The 18752-nt window shown below is 59.8% G+C and carries 14 protein-coding genes; 7 read left to right on the top strand and 7 right to left on the bottom strand.

Translation table 11 applies throughout. The features are described from left to right. Window positions 1–22 precede the first annotated feature (22 nt). Entirely contained in the window at window positions 23–1687 is a 1665-nt protein-coding gene (gene ettA, locus AC1DIS_RS10640; RefSeq protein WP_018925869.1) for an energy-dependent translational throttle protein EttA, read from the bottom strand. 286 nt (window positions 1688–1973) lie between these two features. Between ettA and AC1DIS_RS10635 the strand changes: the two genes are divergently transcribed. The 5 genes from AC1DIS_RS10635 (at window position 1974) to AC1DIS_RS10615 (ending at window position 10365) form a co-directional block, all read left to right on the top strand. Then, the gene (locus AC1DIS_RS10635; protein WP_064620477.1) at window positions 1974–5822 is read left to right on the top strand and encodes a sensor domain-containing protein; all 3849 of its coding nucleotides are present in this window, start codon (window positions 1974–1976) and stop codon (window positions 5820–5822) included. Window positions 5823–6068: 246 nt separating this feature from the next. Then, the gene (glyA, locus tag AC1DIS_RS10630) at window positions 6069–7322 is read left to right on the top strand and encodes a serine hydroxymethyltransferase (protein ID WP_018925867.1); all 1254 of its coding nucleotides are present in this window, start codon (window positions 6069–6071) and stop codon (window positions 7320–7322) included. A 255-nt stretch (window positions 7323–7577) separates the two neighbouring features. After that, entirely contained in the window at window positions 7578–8891 is a 1314-nt protein-coding gene (locus AC1DIS_RS10625; protein WP_018925865.1) for a C4-dicarboxylate transporter DctA, read from the top strand. Between the two features lie 53 nt (window positions 8892–8944). Next, window positions 8945–9649: a FadR/GntR family transcriptional regulator gene (locus tag AC1DIS_RS10620; RefSeq protein ID WP_018925864.1), complete on the top strand. Its 705-nt coding sequence runs from the start codon at window positions 8945–8947 to the stop codon at window positions 9647–9649. A 26-nt stretch (window positions 9650–9675) separates the two neighbouring features. Then, window positions 9676–10365 carry a GntR family transcriptional regulator gene (locus tag AC1DIS_RS10615; protein WP_086945913.1) on the top strand — a complete coding sequence of 230 codons (690 nt, stop codon included), beginning with the start codon at window positions 9676–9678 and terminating at the stop codon, window positions 10363–10365. Between the two features lie 118 nt (window positions 10366–10483). Here AC1DIS_RS10615 and yjiA read toward each other — a convergent pair whose 3' ends face one another. The 3 genes from yjiA to AC1DIS_RS10600 form a co-directional block, all read right to left on the bottom strand. Continuing rightward, window positions 10484–11455: a GTPase gene (gene yjiA, locus AC1DIS_RS10610; RefSeq protein ID WP_258612701.1), complete on the bottom strand. Its 972-nt coding sequence runs from the start codon at window positions 11453–11455 to the stop codon at window positions 10484–10486. A gap of 121 nt (window positions 11456–11576) precedes the next feature. Further along, window positions 11577–11774 carry a YbdD/YjiX family protein gene (locus tag AC1DIS_RS10605; protein ID WP_007937254.1) on the bottom strand — a complete coding sequence of 66 codons (198 nt, stop codon included), beginning with the start codon at window positions 11772–11774 and terminating at the stop codon, window positions 11577–11579. A 15-nt stretch (window positions 11775–11789) separates the two neighbouring features. Next, window positions 11790–13856, bottom strand: a complete 2067-nt coding sequence (locus AC1DIS_RS10600; RefSeq protein WP_064620488.1) for a carbon starvation CstA family protein — start codon at window positions 13854–13856, stop codon at window positions 11790–11792. 160 nt (window positions 13857–14016) lie between these two features. Here AC1DIS_RS10600 and AC1DIS_RS10595 point away from each other — a divergent pair, with 160 nt between their 5' ends. Continuing rightward, the gene (locus AC1DIS_RS10595; protein ID WP_018925823.1) at window positions 14017–14385 is read left to right on the top strand and encodes a PilZ domain-containing protein; all 369 of its coding nucleotides are present in this window, start codon (window positions 14017–14019) and stop codon (window positions 14383–14385) included. Window positions 14386–14448: 63 nt separating this feature from the next. Here AC1DIS_RS10595 and radA read toward each other — a convergent pair whose 3' ends face one another. Genes radA through katB form a run of 3 tightly spaced genes read right to left on the bottom strand, consistent with a single transcriptional unit; the run spans window position 14449 to window position 18015 of the window. Continuing rightward, the gene (gene radA / locus AC1DIS_RS10590; RefSeq protein WP_019581287.1) at window positions 14449–15816 is read right to left on the bottom strand and encodes a DNA repair protein RadA; all 1368 of its coding nucleotides are present in this window, start codon (window positions 15814–15816) and stop codon (window positions 14449–14451) included. Between the two features lie 45 nt (window positions 15817–15861). Beyond that, entirely contained in the window at window positions 15862–16416 is a 555-nt protein-coding gene (locus AC1DIS_RS10585; protein ID WP_477743865.1) for an ankyrin repeat domain-containing protein, read from the bottom strand. A gap of 57 nt (window positions 16417–16473) precedes the next feature. Beyond that, window positions 16474–18015: a catalase KatB gene (katB, locus tag AC1DIS_RS10580; protein ID WP_477743864.1), complete on the bottom strand. Its 1542-nt coding sequence runs from the start codon at window positions 18013–18015 to the stop codon at window positions 16474–16476. 285 nt (window positions 18016–18300) lie between these two features. Between katB and mscL the strand changes: the two genes are divergently transcribed. Further along, the gene (gene mscL / locus AC1DIS_RS10575; protein WP_018925819.1) at window positions 18301–18714 is read left to right on the top strand and encodes a large-conductance mechanosensitive channel protein MscL; all 414 of its coding nucleotides are present in this window, start codon (window positions 18301–18303) and stop codon (window positions 18712–18714) included. Window positions 18715–18752 lie beyond the last annotated feature (38 nt).

Below are 18752 nucleotides of genomic sequence, written 5' to 3'. Positions count from 1 at the left end.
TTTTTATGCAGCCAACCTGAAATCAGGCCAGTTTCTTGTGCCGTACCCGGTGTGGCTGGGAGGCCGCTTCGCCGAGGCGCTTCTTGCGATCGGCTTCGTACTCGGTGTAGTTGCCTTCGAAGAACACCGCTTGCGAGTCGTCTTCGTACGCCAGGATGTGAGTCGCGACGCGGTCAAGGAACCACCGATCGTGAGAGATCACAATGGCGGCGCCCGGGAAGTCCAGCAAGGCTTCTTCCAGGGAACGCAGGGTTTCAACGTCGAGGTCGTTGGACGGTTCGTCGAGCAGCAGGACATTGCCGCCCTCTTTCAGGGTCAAGGCCAGGTGCAAGCGACCACGCTCACCACCGGACAGGTCCTTGACGAACTTCTGCTGATCGCCACCCTTGAAGTTGAAACGACCGACGTAGGTACGCGACGGGATCTCGTAGTTGCCGATGCGAATCTGGTCGGAACCGTCGGAGATCTGCTGGAACACAGTCTTGCTGCCATCCAGGTCTTCACGGCTCTGGTCGACGCACGCCAGTTGCACGGTTTCGCCGACTTCGATGCTGCCCGAGTCCGGCGTTTCCTTGCCCATCAGCATGCGGAACAGGGTCGATTTACCGGCACCGTTACCGCCGATCACGCCAACGATGGCGCCTTTAGGCATGGAGAACGACAGATTGTCGATCAACACGCGATCGCCGTAGCCCTTGGTGACGTTCTTGAACTCGATGACCTTGTCGCCCAGGCGTGGACCGGCCGGGATGTAGATCTCGTTGGTTTCGCTGCGCTTCTGGAATTCCTGCGATTGCATTTCTTCGAAGCGTTGCAGACGAGCCTTGGACTTGGACTGGCGGGCCTTGGCGCCTTTGCGCACCCACTCCAGCTCTTCCTTCATGGCCTTTTCGTGAGCCGATTGCTGCTTGGATTCGGCCGCCAGACGATCGGACTTGGCTTCGAGCCAACCCGAATAGTTGCCCTCGTACGGGATACCGGCGCCGCGGTCGAGTTCGAGGATCCAGCCGGCAACGTTGTCCAGGAAGTAACGGTCGTGCGTGATCGCAACCACGGTGCCCGGGAAATCGTGCAGGAAGTGCTCCAGCCAGGCGACGGAGTCGGCGTCCAGGTGGTTGGTTGGTTCGTCGAGCAGCAGCATGTCCGGGGCGGACAGCAGCAGGCGGCACAGGGCCACACGACGCTTTTCACCACCGGAAAGATGTTCAACCCTGGCATCCCAGGCCGGCAGACGCAGCGCATCGGCAGCGACTTCCAGTTGGCGATCCAGGTTGTGGCCATCGCTGGCCTGCAGGATGGCTTCAAGTTTGGCTTGCTCTGCAGCCAGCTTGTCGAAGTCAGCATCCGGATCGGCGTAGGCCGCGTAGACCTCGTCCAGACGCGCCTGGGCGTCCTTGATCACGCTGACCGCTTCCTCGACCACTTCACGCACGGTCTTGGTCGGGTCCAGGATCGGTTCTTGCGGCAGGTAGCCGATGTTCAGGTCCGGCATCGGACGGGCTTCACCGTCGAACTCGGTGTCGACGCCTGCCATGATTTTCAGCAGCGTGGACTTACCCGAACCGTTGAGACCGAGGACGCCGATTTTGGCGCCGGGGAAGAACGACAGCGAAATGTTTTTCAGGATTTCCCGCTTCGGCGGAACAACTTTGCCCAGCCGATGCATGGTGAAGACGTATTGAGCCATGGAGAACCTAGGGTCAGTGACTGATGAATGATTGGAGCGCAGGCGATGCCCGGCCAGGCCATGCGCGTCGTTCGTTTGATGGGTATCAAGGCGTGCGCGCTGAAAAAAACCTGAGTCTAGGAGCTGGAACGCTCCCGCGTAACCGGCAAAGCTACCTCATTGACAGAAGGCAGTCCAGCCGAGCGGGGCTGGCACTTCGCCACAACTCAAGGCATGCTAGCCGCCCTTCGGGCGTCCGGCTTATAGTGCACGCCGCGCCAGTCCAGCCAAACCGCAGGATTACAGTTTGTCCAATGTCACTCCGCCACCGTCCGCGAGCGTGCTCAACCCTGGGCTCGGCTCGCCCCTGCGCGGAAGCTTGAAGGGCGCGCTGGCGACTCTCGTGCTGTTGCTGCTCGCACTGCTGTTCTGGCAGTTGCTGGATCAACTGCGCGAAACCCAGAAAAACCAGCGCCAGTACACCATCAACTACACCGCCGACCTGGCTTCGCAAGTCAGCCTCAACATGGCGCTCAACGCCCAGATCGCCCTTAATCTGCTACCGATCGTCGAACAACCGCAAAGCGCCGACGAACAGCAGACATTGCTGCGCAAACTGCAACAGTCGCTGCCCGACCTGCGCAGCCTGGCGCTGCTCAGCCCCTCCGGGAAAGTCCTGAGTGACAGCGCCGTCGACAGCCAGGACGCCAACTACCTGAGCGAACTGGTCCAGCGCAGCCGCGCCCAGGCCCACTATTTCAGCAATGCCGATGACGGCTCGGTGGTGCACCTGCTCCTGCACCAGGCCAGCGGCAGTACTCGCGGCTACTGGGCCCTGCGCCTGACACCGACATTTTTTTCTTCATTGACCAAACAGGGCGACGCCGGCCTTCGCCCCCTGTGGCTGGTGGAAAACCGCATCAATCATCAGATCATCAGTCGCGATGACGCCCTGCCTTCAGCCAAACCCGCGGCGCTGACACCCGACGAACTGACCAACAGCGTATTGATCGTCCCCCTGAGCAGCAGCGACTGGCAACTGCGCGGGCTGTTCGACCGGCAACGGGTGATCGAACAACTGCTGCCGGCATTCATCGGCAAATGCCTGCTGGGCCTGGCCTTCTCACTGTTACCGTTCATCGCTTTGCTGAACATTCGTCGCCGCCAACGCCAACTGCATGAAGGCCGCCGACGCTATCAGGACATCTTCGAAGGCACCGGTGTTGCCCTGTGCGTGCTGGACCTGTCCGGGCTCAAAAGCTTTTTCGACAAGGCGCAACTCACCAGCAGCGAGCAGCTGAGAACCTGGCTCGGGATACCGGAGCAACGCCAGCAACTGTTGCAGGAACTGCGCATCACCGAGGTCAACCAGGTCGCCCTGCAACTGCTCAACGTCAATTCCTGCGATCAGGCCTGGAAACTACTGATCAACGGCTGCCCACTGGACTGCACGGCCATCGGCAATCAAGTGCTCGAAGCGGTGCTCCACCAGCAGAAACAGCTTGAGCTGGAAATCAAGCTTCAGGACGCCAATGGCCGCGACCAGCACTTGTGGCTCGTGCTGCGCCTGCCGGAAGATCAGCCCGACCATAGAGCGGTGATCCTGAGCATCAGCGACATCACCAGCCGCAAACTCATTGAGCTTTCGCTGCTGGAGCGCGAAGGATTCTGGTCCGATGTGGTGCGCACCGTGCCGGATCACCTGTATGTGCAAGACGTGATCAGCCAGCGGATGATCTTCAGCAACCATCACCTGGGGCAGACGCTGGGTTACAACCGCACCGAGCTGCACCAGATGGGCGAGTACTTCTGGGAAATCCTCTTGCACCCGGAAGATGCCGACTACTACCACCGCTCTCGCCAATCTCAGCGTCAGGCGGGTTACACCCAATTGCTGCAGTGCCAGCTGCGCTTCCGTCATCGCGATGGCAAATGGCGGCGTTTCGATATTCGCGAACAGGCCCTGGCGCGGGACAAGCACGATCAGGTCACGCGCATCATCGGTGTGGCCAAGGACATCACCGAGCAGATCGAAGCCAGTGAATCCCTGCGCGACAGCGAGCAACGCTACCGGATGCTCGCCGAAAGTATCAGCGACGTGATTTTCTCCACTGACAGCAAGATGGCGCTCAATTACGTCAGCCCTTCGGTGCAAGCGGTGCTGGGCTTCGACGCCGACTGGATATTCCAGAACGGCTGGCAATCGACCATCGCCAACCCGCAACAACTGAGCGGCATCTACAGCCTGATGGACCGGGTCAGCAAAGCGCTGGATAAACCCGATCAACTGACACTGCTGCGCAGTCAGGTGCAGACCCAACTGTTTTTGTTCGACTGCCTGCGGGCCGACGGACGCAAGATCCCTATCGAGTTGCGTCTGGTGTTGGTCTGGGACGAACACGGCGCCTTCGAAGGTGTGCTCGGGGTCGGTCGCGACATCAGCCAGCAACGCCGGGCCGAGAAGGACCTGCGCATGGCGGCCACGGTATTCGAGCACTCCACCTCGGCGATTCTGATCACTGACCCGGCCGGCTATATCGTCCAGGCCAACGAGGCCTTCAGTCGCGTCAGCGGCTATGCGGTGTCCCAGGTGCTCGATCAGTTGCCGAACATGCTCACCGTCGACGAGCAGCAGGAAACTCATCTGCGCTACGTGCTCAAGCAATTGCATCAGCACAGCACCTGGGAAGGCGAAGTCTGGCTCAAGCGTCGCAACGGCGAGCACTATCCGGCCTGGGTCGGGATTACGGCGGTGCTCGACGACGAAGGCGATCTGGCCAGTTATGTGTGTTTCTTCAGCGACATCAGCGAACGCAAGGCCAGTGAGCAACGGATTCACCGCCTCGCCTATTACGACGCCCTGACCCACCTGCCCAACCGCACGCTGTTCCAGGATCGCCTGCACACCGCGCTGCAATCGGCCGAACGGCAGAAGTCCTGGGTGGTGCTGATGTTCCTCGACCTGGACCGCTTCAAGCCGATCAACGACTCCCTGGGTCATGCCGCCGGCGACCGCATGCTCAAGGAAATGGCCACGCGCCTGCTCGGCTGCGTCGACGATGACGACACCGTGGCGCGCATGGGTGGTGATGAGTTCACATTGCTGCTGCAACCCCGGGTCAACCGCGAGATCGCGCTGAACCGAGCCATTCACGTGGCCGAACAGATCCTCGCCAGCCTGGTGAAGCCGTTCGTGCTCGAAGGCCGCGAGTTCTTCGTCACCGCCAGTATCGGCATCGCCCTGAGTCCTCAGGACGGTAGCGAACTCAGTCAGCTGATGAAGAACGCCGACACCGCGATGTACCACGCCAAGGAACGCGGCAAGAACAACTTCCAGTTCTATCAGGCCGACATGAACGCCAGCGCCCTGGAGCGTCTGGAGCTGGAAAGCGACTTGCGCCACGCTCTGGAACAAAACGAATTCGTGCTGTACTACCAGCCGCAATTCAGCGGCGACGGCAAACGCCTGACCGGCGCCGAAGCCCTGCTGCGCTGGCGCCATCCGCGCCGCGGCCTGGTGCCGCCAGGGGACTTCATTCCGGTGCTCGAAGAGCTCGGGCTGGTGGTGGATGTCGGCGACTGGGTGATCGGTGAGGCCTGTCGTCAACTCAAGACCTGGCACCAGGCCAAGGTGCGGGTGCCGAAGGTCTCGGTGAATATTTCGGCCCGGCAGTTCTCCGACGGGCAGCTCGGCACGCGGATCGCCACCATCCTCAGGGAAACCGGCCTGCCGCCGGCGTGCCTGGAGCTGGAGCTGACCGAAAGTATCCTGATGCGTGAAGTCAGCGAGGCGATGCAGATCCTCGCCGGACTGAAAAACCTCGGCCTGAGCATTGCGGTCGACGACTTCGGCACCGGTTATTCATCGCTCAACTACCTCAAGCAATTCCCGATCGATGTGCTGAAAATCGACCGCACCTTCGTTGATGGCCTGCCGTCGGGCGAGCAGGATGCGCAGATTGCCCGGGCGATCATCGCCATGGCCCACAGCCTCAATCTGGCGGTAATCGCCGAGGGTGTGGAAACCCACGAACAGCTCGACTTCCTGCGTGAGCATGGCTGCGATGAGGTTCAGGGCTACCTGTTCGGCCGCCCGATGCCGGCCGGCCGGTTCGAAGCGCAGTTCAGCAATGATGCGTTGTTCATGTTCGACTGAGTTTCAGAGTGCTGCGGACGGCCCCATCGCGGGCAAGCCCGCTCCCACAGTTTTTTGGGTGAACCCAAGATTTTTGACCACTGAAGATCCCTGTGGGAGCGGGTTTGCCCGCGATGAGGCCCGCACGATCACCGCTGATCCCGGCATGAAGCCCACTTGTCTGCGACATGATGTCCTTTCATATGCCATCTAAAAGCGGTTGGGTTAGAATGCCTCCCTTTTCTGCCCCGATCCTTGAGGACCGCCATGTTCAGCCGTGATTTGACTATTGCCAAGTTCGACGCCGATCTTTTTGCCGCCATGGAGCAAGAAGCTCAGCGCCAGGAAGAACACATTGAGCTGATCGCTTCGGAAAACTACACCAGCCCTGCGGTGATGGAAGCTCAAGGCTCGGTACTGACCAACAAGTACGCCGAAGGCTACCCGGGCAAGCGCTACTACGGTGGTTGCGAGTTCGTCGATATCGTCGAACAACTGGCCATCGACCGCGCCAAAGAGCTGTTCGGCGCCGATTACGCCAACGTTCAGCCGCACGCCGGTTCGCAAGCCAACAGCGCCGTTTACCTGGCCCTGCTGCAAGCGGGCGACACCATTCTGGGCATGAGCCTGGCTCACGGTGGTCACCTGACCCACGGTGCCAGCGTTTCTTCCTCCGGCAAGCTGTACAACGCCGTTCAGTACGGCATCGATGCCAATGGCCTGATCGACTACGACGAAGTCGAGCGTCTGGCCGTTGAGCACAAGCCGAAAATGATCGTGGCCGGTTTCTCTGCCTACTCGCAGGTTCTGGACTTCCCACGCTTCCGCGCTATCGCTGACAAGGTTGGTGCTTACCTGTTCGTCGACATGGCCCACGTGGCCGGTCTGGTCGCCGCTGGCGTCTACCCGAACCCGGTGCCTTTCGCTGACGTGGTGACCACCACCACCCACAAAACCCTGCGCGGTCCACGTGGCGGCCTGATCCTGGCTCGCGCCAACGCCGACATCGAGAAGAAGCTGAACTCCGCAGTATTCCCGGGCGCCCAGGGCGGCCCGCTGGAGCACGTGATCGCTGCCAAGGCGATCTGCTTCAAGGAAGCGCTGCAGCCTGAGTTCAAGGCCTACCAGCAACAAGTGGTGAAAAACGCCCAGGCCATGGCCGGTGTGTTCATCGAGCGCGGTTTCGACGTGGTGTCGGGCGGTACTCAGAACCACCTGTTCCTGCTGTCGCTGATCAAGCAGGAAATCTCCGGTAAAGACGCCGACGCTGCACTGGGCAAAGCGTTCATCACCGTGAACAAGAACTCGGTACCGAACGATCCACGCTCCCCGTTCGTCACCTCCGGCCTGCGTTTCGGTACCCCGGCTGTGACCACTCGCGGCTTCAAGGAAGCCGAGTGCAAAGAGCTGGCCGGCTGGATCTGCGACATCCTGGCTGACCTGAACAACGAAGCGGTGATCGACGCCGTTCGTGAGAAGGTCAAGGCCATCTGCAAGAAACTGCCGGTGTACGGCGCTTAATTGCCCCGCTAAACCGCAGCAATGAAAAAACCGGCCAGTAATGGCCGGTTTTTTTTCGTCCGCCATAAAGATCAATTGGGGTTGGCACCACTGGTCAGACCGGTCATGCCAATTTTGCTGCGTCCCCTTGTAATCCTGAAAAAATCCAGCGTAGACTGCGCCTGCACTGGACATACCGGTAAGACCACAATAATTAAGTCCTGAATCTGATGCGCTTGGCGCACGGCAGCCAGGACACCGACCAGGATTCCTCCCATGCTCAGATGGTGCTCGCGTTCAATCTTCCTTCAAGTGGTTCTCGGACTGGTGCTCGGCATCGTCTGCGGGCTGACCCTTCCCGAATACTCCGCCCAACTCAAACCCCTTGGCGACGGCTTCATCAAACTGATCAAGATGCTTATTGGCCTGATCGTGTTTTGCGTGGTGGTTAGCGGCATCAGCGGTGCCGGTGACCTGAAGAAGGTCGGACGCATCGGCCTCAAATCGGTCATCTACTTCGAAATACTGACCACCATCGCCCTGGTGATCGGCCTGGTGTTCGCCTTCACAACCGGCATCGGCAGCGGCGCGAACATTCATCTGGAGCAGCTCTCCGCCGCCGACATGGGCGACATCGCCCAGCGCGGTCAGCACATGCACACCACCACGCAGTTCCTGATGGACCTGATTCCGACCTCGGTGATCGGCGCCTTCGCCGACAACAACATCCTGCAAGTCCTGCTGTTTTCGGTGCTGTTCGGCAGCGCGCTGAATCTGGTGGGTGAAGCGGCGTCGGGTATTTCCCGGCTGATCAACGAGCTGAGCCATGTGATCTTCCGCATCATGGGCATGATCGTGCGCCTGGCGCCGATCGGCGTCTTCGGCGCCATCGCCTTCACCACCAGCAAATATGGCCTGGACTCGCTGCAACACCTGGGCAGCCTGGTCGGCCTGTTTTACCTGACCTGCGCGGCATTCGTGGCGCTGATTCTCGGCCTGGTGATGCGCCTCTCGGGCCTGCGGATGTGGCCACTGCTCAAGTACCTGCGCGAAGAACTGCTGATCGTCATGGGCACCGCCTCTTCCGACGCCGTGCTGCCACAAATCATGCGCAAGCTTGAGCATCTGGGCATCGGCAGCTCCACGGTCGGCCTGGTGATTCCGACCGGGTATTCGTTCAACCTTGATGGTTTTTCGATCTACCTGACCCTGGCCATTGTGTTCATCGCCAATGCCACCGGCACGCCGCTGGCCATGACTGACCTGCTGACGATTCTGCTGGTGTCGCTGATCACCTCCAAAGGTGCCCACGGGATTCCCGGCTCGGCGCTGGTGATTCTCGCCGCCACCCTGACGGCGATCCCGGCAATTCCGGTGGTGGGCCTGGTGCTGGTGCTGGCGGTGGACTGGTTCATGGGCATCGGCCGGGCGCTGACCAATCTGATTGGTAACTGCGTCGCCACGGTGGCCATTGCCCGCTGGGAAAAGGACATCGATATCCAACGGGCAAACAAAGTGCTGTCCGGCCAGGTGGGTTATACCTTCCAGCCGAGAAAACCGGTGGTCCCGGCACATCAGCAGGAATTTTAAACAGCGTGTGCCTGCCCACGGGCAGGCACATTTATCGCGATTTGGAGCGAACAGTGATTACCTCGTCAACCGTCGTAAATTCAGTGGTAGAAAAACTACGGGCCGCGCTGGCTCGCGGTCAGTGGCGTTCCGGCGACATGCTGCCGGGCCAGCGTGAACTGGCCGAACAACTGGGCATCAGCCGCCCAAGCCTGCGCGAAGCGGTGATCGTGCTGGAAACCCTCGGGCTGGTGCGCTCGATGCCGGGCAAAGGAGTGGTGGTGCTGGAGGCCAATCTCAGCGACAGCCAAAGCCACGACAGCGCAGTCGCCGGGGCCAGCCTGGAAGACGTGCTGCAACTGCGCTACACCCTCGAACCGTTCATCGTCGGCCTGGTGGCGCAGTCCATCAGCAGCAAGGAAGTCGGGCAACTGCGCCTGACCCTGATGGACATGCGCGAAGCCCTGGAAGCCAATGACAGCGAGGCCGGTGTGAACGCCTACATCGCGTTCCACGAAGAGTTGTTCACCCTGACCTCGAACCCGATTTTCCAGAGCGTGGTGCAGCAGACCAGCAATGCCCTCAAGCAAAGCGCCGACGTGCTGCGCAATTCTCCGGAGCACTTGGCTGAGCGCCTTGAAGAAAGCGAAGCCATGGTACGAGCGATACGCAGCAAAAACAGCGCCCAGGCCAGCGCCGAAATGCGTCGGCACATCCTTCGGGAAGGTCAACGGATGGGCATCGAATTGAATATCCCGGACGACCACCTCGGCAGTTGACCCCCTCTTCGAACTGGAGACAGGCCATGAACAGCTTCGCCTCACCACAAACGCTTGTTGCCCTGCCCTTTCGTCCGCCGGTGGATGATCTTTATTCGCGAATCTTCGACGCCATTCTCGAACAGCGCATCAATGCGGCCAGTCGCTTTACCGAAGAAAGCCTGGCGCAGATGTTCGGTGCCAGGCGCAGTGACATTCGTGGAGTACTGACGCAGCTGTCCCATCAGCAGATCATCATCCTGCGGACCAATCATCGCCCCCGGGTCGCCGATCCCGATGCCGAACAGACCCGTCAGACGCTTCATGCTCGCCGTCTGACCGAAGTCACGCTAGTGAAACTTGCCTGCCAGCAACCTCGTGCGCAAAACCTGAAGCGCCTGCGAGCCTTGATCGAAAGCGAACGCCAATGCAAGGAGCGTGGTCCAGCGATCCGGTTATCGGGGGAGTTTCACTTGCAACTGGCCGAAATGGCGGGAAATGCACCACTGGCGCATTTTCTTGGCAGTCTGGTGCCGCTGACTTCATTGGCGATTGCGCAGTATGACGCTCAGACCGGTGATTATTGCGGATGGCAGGAGCACATGGGGATTGTCGATGCGGTGGAACGTGGGAATGTGGTGATGGCCGAAATGTTGATGCACCGGCATCTGGATCATCTTGAGAAGGTACTGCTGCACTCCGGATCAGTACTCAGCCAGAATCGTGTTGCCGGGTAGATTGCCATCGCGAGCAGGCTCGATCCCACACTGGAAATGCATCCCCTTGTGGGAGCGACGGTGCGACGATTCGACCTGCTTGCGACGACGGCATCGGGCCCGCTGAAAATGTCGGGGCTTACTGCGCCGCAACCCGCGCAAACCCCTCGCGAATCTTCTCCTCCGGCAACTCATCGGCAATAAACACGATCACGCTTTCGCGCGTGTCATCGTCCGCCCACTCGGTATCCCAATCGAAGCCGTACAGTTTCAGCACGCCCTGGAACACCATGCGCCGCGGCTCACCAAGAATGTTCAAAACGCCTTTGTAGCGCAGCAATTGCTTGCCATGGTCTTCCAGCAGTTCGTTCATGAACTCGCTGAGCTTGTCGATATCCAGCGGTTTGTCGGTACGCAGCACCAGGCTGGAAATGCGATCGATGGAGGGCGCCTTGCTCACCGGGCGCAAACTCACGCCACCACCGAGGTCGGCATTGAGGTTGAAGCCACGCACATCGAGCAATTCGGCCAGATCAATCTTACCGTGGTCGACCACACGAATCGGCGCGCGACGGTTGATCCGGGTCAGGCGTTCGCTGAGGGCAGTGAAGCTCGGCTCATCCACCAGATCGCGCTTGCTCACCAGCAAGCGGTCGGCAAAACCGATCTGCGCCTGGGCAATGGTCTGGGTCAGGTGCAGTTCGGCATGAGCCGCGTCCACCAGGGTGATGATGCCGTCGAGGATGTAGCGCTCGCGCAGCTCTTCATCGATAAAAAAGGTTTGTGCCACCGGGGCCGGGTCGGCCAGACCGGTGCATTCGATCACCAGGCGGTCAAAGGCGATTTCGCCACTGTCCAGGCGCTCCAGTAGCAGGTACAGCGCTTTGGTCAAATCGGTGTGGATGGTGCAGCAAACGCAGCCGTTGGACAGCGTCATCACTTGCACTGGCTCGTCGCCCAACAGTTGGGTGTCGATGCCGGCGTCACTGAACTCGTTTTCGATCACGGCGATTTTCAGGCCGTGCTCGGCTTTGAGCAGGTGGCGCAACAAGGTGGTTTTGCCAGCGCCGAGAAAGCCGCTGAGGATCGTGACAGGGATTGGCGCTAACAAAATAAGATCTCCCGGACGCAAAAAAACTGTAGGAGCCAGGTTTGCCGGCGAAAGCATCTTGAAGATCGCCTTCGCCGACAAGCCCTGCTCCTACAGTGGTGTGTTACCTAAACCGCGTACATCAACAGCACTTCGGTCCACCCTTGCCGCCGTAACGAGCCTCTTGGCGCTCCCGAAAGAACGCCTCGTAACTCATCACCGGTTTGTCCGGGTGTTTGGTTTGCATATGCTCGACGTAGTTGTCGTAGTCGGGCATGCCGACCATCAGGCGCGCGGCCTGACCGAGGTATTTACCGAGGCGACTCAGGTCATTGAACATGCTGCAATCCTCAGGTTACGCATCCGGCAGAGCCTGGAATGGCGATTCTTTATCCGTGCGCTCTTTGGTGCCCCAGGCGGCAATACCGACCTTGAGCGCATAGAACAGGATGCTGAACACCACGAACAGGAACAGCGCGGTCAGCGTTGCGTTGGTGTAGGCGTTGTAGATCACGTGCTGCATCTGCTCGATGCTCTTGGCCGGAGCGAGGATCTGACCGCTGGCCAGGGCATCACTGTACTTCTTGGCCAGCGACAGGAAGCCGATCGCCGGGTTGGCGTCGAACAGCTTGATGAAGCCTGCAGTGGTGGTGCAGATCAGCAACCAAACGGCTGGCAGCATGGTGACCCAGATATAGCGTTGGCGTTTCATTTTGATCAGCACAACGGTTGCCAGCATCAGCGCGATACCGGCCAGCATCTGGTTGGAGATACCGAACAGCGGCCACAAGGTGTTGATGCCACCCAGTGGATCGATCACGCCTTGGTACAGCAGGTAGCCCCACATCGCCACGCAACCGGCGGTGGCTATCAGGTTGGCGGTCCAGGATTCGGTGCGTCTCAGCGCCGGTACAAAGGAGCCGAGCAAGTCCTGCAGCATGAAACGCCCGGCACGGGTACCGGCGTCGACCGCGGTCAGGATGAACAGTGCTTCGAACAGGATCGCGAAGTGGTACCAGAACGCCATGGTGTTTTCGCCCGGCAGCACGCTGTGCAGGATCTGCGCGATACCGACCGCCAGGGTCGGCGCACCGCCGGCACGGGCCAGGACGGTGGTTTCACCGATGTCCTTGGCCACCGCCTGCAACGCTTCCGGCGTGATGGCAAAGCCCCAATTGCTGACCGCTGTCGCTACCGCCACCACATCACCGCCGACAACCGCGGCCGGGCTGTTCATGGCGAAGTACACGCCCGGTTCGATCACCGAAGCGGCCACCATCGCCATGATCGCCACGAAGGATTCCATCAACATGCCRCCGTAACCGATGTAGCGAGCGTTGACTTCGTTATCCAGCAGCTTCGGCGTGGTGCCGGAAGCAATCAGCGCATGGAAACCCGACACTGCGCCACAGGCAATGGTGATGAACAGGAACGGGAACAGCCCGCCCTTCCACACCGGCCCGGTGCCGTCAATGAACTGGGTCAATGCCGGCATTTTCAGCACGGGCATGGTGATCAGAATGCCGATCGCCAGCGCAACGATGGTGCCGATCTTGAGGAACGTGGACAGGTAATCACGCGGCGCCAGAATCAGCCACACCGGCAACACGGCTGCCACGAAACCGTAGCCGATCAGCATCCAGGTGATCTGGACCCCGGTAAAGCTGAACGCCTTGGCCCACACCGGGTCAGCGGCGATCTGCCCGCCCAGCCAGATCGAACCCAGCAGCAACGCCACGCCGATCACCGAGATTTCACCGATACGGCCAGGACGGATGTAGCGCATGTAGACGCCCATGAACATCGCGATCGGGATGGTCGCCATCACCGTGAAAATGCCCCACGGGCTCTCGGCCAGGGCCTTGACCACGATCAGCGCCAGCACCGCGAGGATGATGATCATGATCAGGAAGCAGCCAAACAGCGCGATGGTCCCGGGGATGCGGCCCATTTCTTCACGAACCATGTCGCCCAGGGAGCGACCGTTGCGGCGGGTGGACATGAACAGGACCATGAAGTCCTGAACCGCACCGGCCAGCACCACGCCGGCAATCAGCCACAGCGTACCGGGCAGGTAGCCCATCTGCGCCGCCAACACCGGACCGACCAGCGGCCCCGCGCCGGCGATGGCCGCGAAGTGGTGGCCGAAAAGAATGTGTTTGTTGGTCGGCACATAGTCCAGACCGTCATTGTTGATTACGGCAGGTGTAGCCCGACGCGAATCGAGTTGCATCACATTGTTAGCGATGAACAGGCTGTAGTAGCGGTATGCGACAAGATAGATAGCGACGGCTGCGACAACGATCCACAAGGCGTTGATCGCCTCGCCTCGACGCAATGCCACTACGCCCAGGGCGCACGCTCCTACGACTGCCAGCAGCAGCCAGGGTAAGTGGCGTAGCGGGCTATTATTATTTTTCATTTTATGATTCCAGCCAGAGTGGACAAGAAAGACAGCCATCTCGAGTTTAGCGCTACTGACGGCAAAGACCATAGTTCGACATCAGTCTAGAGCCATCACTGTGCTGGCAGCCTCCGGCAATGCAGGTCTATAGTCAGCGAACCTTTACGAGGATTGCGCCATGAGCGAACAACCTGCCGATCGCCGCCGCTTCAGACGTATTGCGTTCGATGCCCGAACCGAGCTGAGCCAAGGGGAATTCACCTGGCCGGTGCGGCTGATTGACCTGTCGCTCAAGGGACTGCTGGTCGAGAAGCCCGAGCCATGGCTGGGTAATCGGGAATGGCATTTCCTGGTCGATATTCATCTCAACGATGACCTCGCCATCAAGATGGATGTGCAACTGACCCACGATGACCATGACCAGCTCGGGTTCGTCTGCAAACACATCAGCCTGGAATCCATCGAGCGCCTGCGGCGGTTGATTGAGTTCAACCTGGGCGATCCCCGGGAACTAGAGCGCGAATTGGGTGCCCTGATCGAAGCCTGAAGGCCTCCCCCTTCCATTGTGGGAGCCTGCTCGCTCCCACAGGGTTTGTGTCCCGTTTACGGTTTATTCGAACAGTGCGTCGAGGGCCTGTTCCAGGCGCGTCACGGCGATAATCTGCAACCCCGGCGGCGGCTCTTTCGGCGCGTTGCCCTTGGGTACGATGGCGCGTTTGAAGCCGTGCTTGGCCGCCTCTTTCAAGCGCTCCTGGCCACTCGGTACCGGGCGTACTTCACCCGACAACCCGACTTCGCCAAACACCAGCAGATCGTGCGGCAGCGGCCGGTTGCGCAAACTGGACATGACCGCCGCCATCAGCGCCAGATCAGAAGCGGTTTCCAGGACCTTCACACCACCGACCACGTTGAGGAACACGTCCTGATCGTGGGTCGGGATGCCGCCGTGGCGGTGCAAAACCGCCAACAACATGGCCAGGCGATTCTGATCCAGACCGAGCGTCACCCGGCGCGGGTTGGCCAGGTGGCTGTCATCTACCAGCGCCTGGACTTCCACCAGCATCGGCCGGGTGCCTTCCCACGTGGCCATGACCACACTGCCCGGGACTTCTTCCTGAGCGCGTGTCAGGAAAATCGCCGAAGGGTTGGAGACTTCTTTCAGTCCTTTGTCGGTCATGCCGAACACGCCCAGTTCATTCACCGCGCCGAACCGGTTTTTCACCGCCCGCAGCAAACGCAGGCGCCCATCGGATTCGCCTTCGAAATACAGAACGGTGTCGACCATGTGCTCCAGCACTCGGGGGCCGGCCAGCGCACCTTCTTTAGTGACATGGCCCACGAGGAAAATCGCCGTGCCGCTTTGCTTGGCGTAACGCACCAGCAATGCCGCACTTTCGCGCACCTGGGAGACGCCCCCCGGTGCCGACTGCAGTTGCTCGGTGAAGATCGTCTGAATCGAGTCGATCACCATCACCTTGGGCTTTTCCTGCCGGGCGGTGGCAATGATGGTTTCAATACAGGTTTCAGTCATCACCCGCAGTTGATCCTGAGGCAAGCCCAGCCGCCGGGCACGCATGGCCACTTGTTGCTGGGACTCTTCGCCGGTGACATACAGCGCCGGCATGCTCTTGGCGAGGTTGCACAAGGTTTGCAACAGAATCGTCGACTTGCCGATGCCGGGGTCACCACCGATCAACACCACCGAGCCATCCACCAGGCCGCCACCCAAAACTCGATCGAGCTCACTGGACGCCGTGGAAAAACGCGGAATTTCTTCGACGCTGACTTCGGCCAGGGTCTTGATCTGTGCCTGCTGGCCGGTCCAACCGGTGCGACCGCTGGGGGCCGCGGCGCCGCCACTCTCCACCATGGTTTCGGTCAGCGTGTTCCAGGCCCCGCATTCGCCGCACTGGCCGGCCCACTTGGGGAAGGTTGAGCCACACTCGGTGCAGCCGTACATGCGCTTGGCCTTGGCCATCTGAACTCCCGGCAAAAACCGCGATGATAGCTCAGCTGACGCGGATCAGCGCGGCGCCGCCGTGCGGATTTCACCGCTGGCCAGACGCGCGGCACTGTTGCCCAACGGATCCTCGGCGTTCAGGTCCGCCCCTTTGGCCTTGAGTGCGTCGAGCAACTCGACGCGCTTGAACAACCCGGCATACATGGCGGCAGTCTGCCCGGCGCCGTTGCGTTGGTCGGGGCTGCAATTGGCGGCCAGCAGGGTTCGAGCGATCTGCACTTCGCCTTTGAAAATCGCGCCCATCAGCGCGGTATTGCCGCGTTGGTCCTGAGCGCAGGCGTCCGCCCCGGCCGCCAACAAGCGCTCCACGGCAGCCCCCTGACCGTGATAGGCGGCCAGTATCAACGCGGTGTAACCCTTGCTGTCGCGGGTGTCGAGGGAATAGCCGGCCTCGATGAAAGTCTCGAGCATCGGCACATCCCCCCTCCGGGCGGCATCGAAATAGTAATCCTGTAATTGCGCTTTCAGCGCCTCGGGGTCCTTCGAGACTTGCGCGTCAGGCCCGGCAAATACACCGAACGACACGCACGCCAGAAACACAGACAGAAAAACACGCATGGCGGGACTCCTTGGTCAGACGGGACCCCGTACGAGGCCCCGCTTCAGGCAGATAGATCAGTCGACCAGTTTGGCCGCCAACGCCTTGACCCGGGCCAGATCACCCTTGGCCACTTTGGTTACGCCTGTCCCGTATTCCGGGTCGGCCTTGTACAGGAAGGACAGAATGATGTGCTTGCTCTCGTCATCGGTGGTGGCCAGGGAGCCGCCAAAGCTGTCGATCAGGTCCTGACGTTCCTTCTGGTTGAACGAGCGATACAGATCACCGGCCTGCTTGAAGTTCTGCTCACGTTGAATCTTCGCCTGCTGCGTGCTGCCCGACAGGGTCGACTGGCTGTAACGCGCAGTTTGCGGCTCCTCACGGGGCAGCAGACGGCTCGGCTGGTAATTCACCCCCGTGCTGCTGGCGCCGATGTTCATCGCACCATCCTGATTACCGTTGTTCACGGCGACTTTCGGTGCGTTGATCGGCAACTGCAGTGCATTGGCCCCCAGGCGATACAGTTGGGTATCGGCATACGAGAACACTCGCCCCTGCAATAAGCGATCTTCCGAAGGCTCGATACCCGGAACCAAGTTGGCCGGTGCCATCGCCACTTGTTCGGTTTCCTGGAATACATTCGCCGGATTACGGTTCAATACCATCTGTCCAACTTTTCGCTCAGGAACACCGGGCCAGATCTTGGTGGCGTCCAATGGATCGAAATCAAACTTGGACAAATCTTGAGGATTTAGAACCTGGACGTACAAGTCCCACTTCGGAAAGTCCCCCTTGTTAATATGAGCAACCAAGTCGTTGGTCATATGACTGTAATCTTGACCTTGAACATTGGCGACTTCTTTAGGAGTGAGATTTTTTATTCCCTGCAAACTTTTCCAGTGAAACTTTACATAGTAAACTTCGCCCTGGGCGTTAACCAACTTGTAGGCATGCACACTGTTGCCGTCCATCTCCCGATAACTGGCCGGGGTGCCGGAGTTGGAATACAACTCGGTCAAGGTGCGAGTGGCTTCCGGAACATGAGAGAAGAAATCGAAACGACGGGAGTCATCGTCAAGATTGGTGCGCGGGTCCGGCTTGAAGGCATGGACCATGTCCGGAAACTTGATGGCGTCCCGGATGAAGAAGGTCGGGAAATTGTTGCCGACCAGGTCCCAGTTACCGTCGGCGGTGTAGAACTTGGTGGCGAACCCCCGCGGGTCACGCAGGGTTTCCGGGGAGTGGTTGCCGTGGACCACTGCGGAGAAACGCACAAATACCGGTGTGCTCTGGCCGCCGGCGAATACCTTGGCCTTGGTCAAGTCACTGAGGTCGTCAGTCACGGTGAACGTGCCATGGGCGCCGGTGCCACGGGCATGCACCACACGCTCAGGAATGCGTTCACGGTCGAAACGCTGGAGCTTCTGAATCAACTGTACGTCTTGCAACAGCACCGGCCCGGTCGCGCCGGCGGTTTGCGAATTCTGGTTATCGCCGACAGCGGCACCATTATCACGGGTCAACGTCGCAGCGTTGATGGAGAAGGACAGCAGGCTGACGCTCAGAACGCCGAAGGTACGACGGAGGGGAAAAGCCCCGAGGCCAAGGGGAGTTGTCATGGAAGTTTCCTCTGGTTTTATTAAGCGCATCCTGGTGCGCACCGCAGAGGCTAGTGACTCAAAGGCCAAAACATAAATAGAAATCCCGTACCGAGCCGATAGCGAAAAGGTTCTGGAAAGCCCGGTCTAGAGCGGGTAGACGCGCGCGAAGAGTGGAATTTTGTAAACTAATAACCGGAAGTTGTGTCGATAGACACGGGCATTGTAAGAAGGCGTTTCAAGCAAGGGGCGCTTTGCTGATTTACACTGCGTTCACCAACCTCATCTGTAACAAGGAAATAACCTATGGGCGTGATAAGTGAGTTCAAGGCCTTCGCGGTCAAAGGTAATGTGGTCGACATGGCCGTCGGTATCATCATCGGCGCTGCCTTCGGCAAAATCGTTACGTCATTTGTCGGCGACGTGGTGATGCCGCCAATCGGCTTGCTGATCGGTGGGGTGGACTTCAGTGATCTGGCCATCACACTCAAGGCCGCTAACGGTAATGTCCCGGCAGTGGTGCTGGCGTATGGCAAGTTCATCCAGAGCATGATCGACTTCATCATTGTCGCCTTCGCGATCTTCATGGGCGTCAAGGCCATTAACCGCCTGAAGCGCGAAGAGGCCGTTGCGCCAACCCTGCCGCCGGTTCCGACCAAGGAAGAAGAATTGCTGAGCGAGATCCGCGATCTGCTCAAGGCTCAGAACAATCGGCCCTGATCGCTGATTGCCCAGAGAAACGGCGCCTTCGGGCGCCG

The sequence above is a fragment of the Pseudomonas sp. 05N433 genome (genome assembly GCF_056396925.1).
Note: the sequence above shows the minus strand (reverse complement) of the source record. Positions and strands in the feature narration are given on the sequence as shown.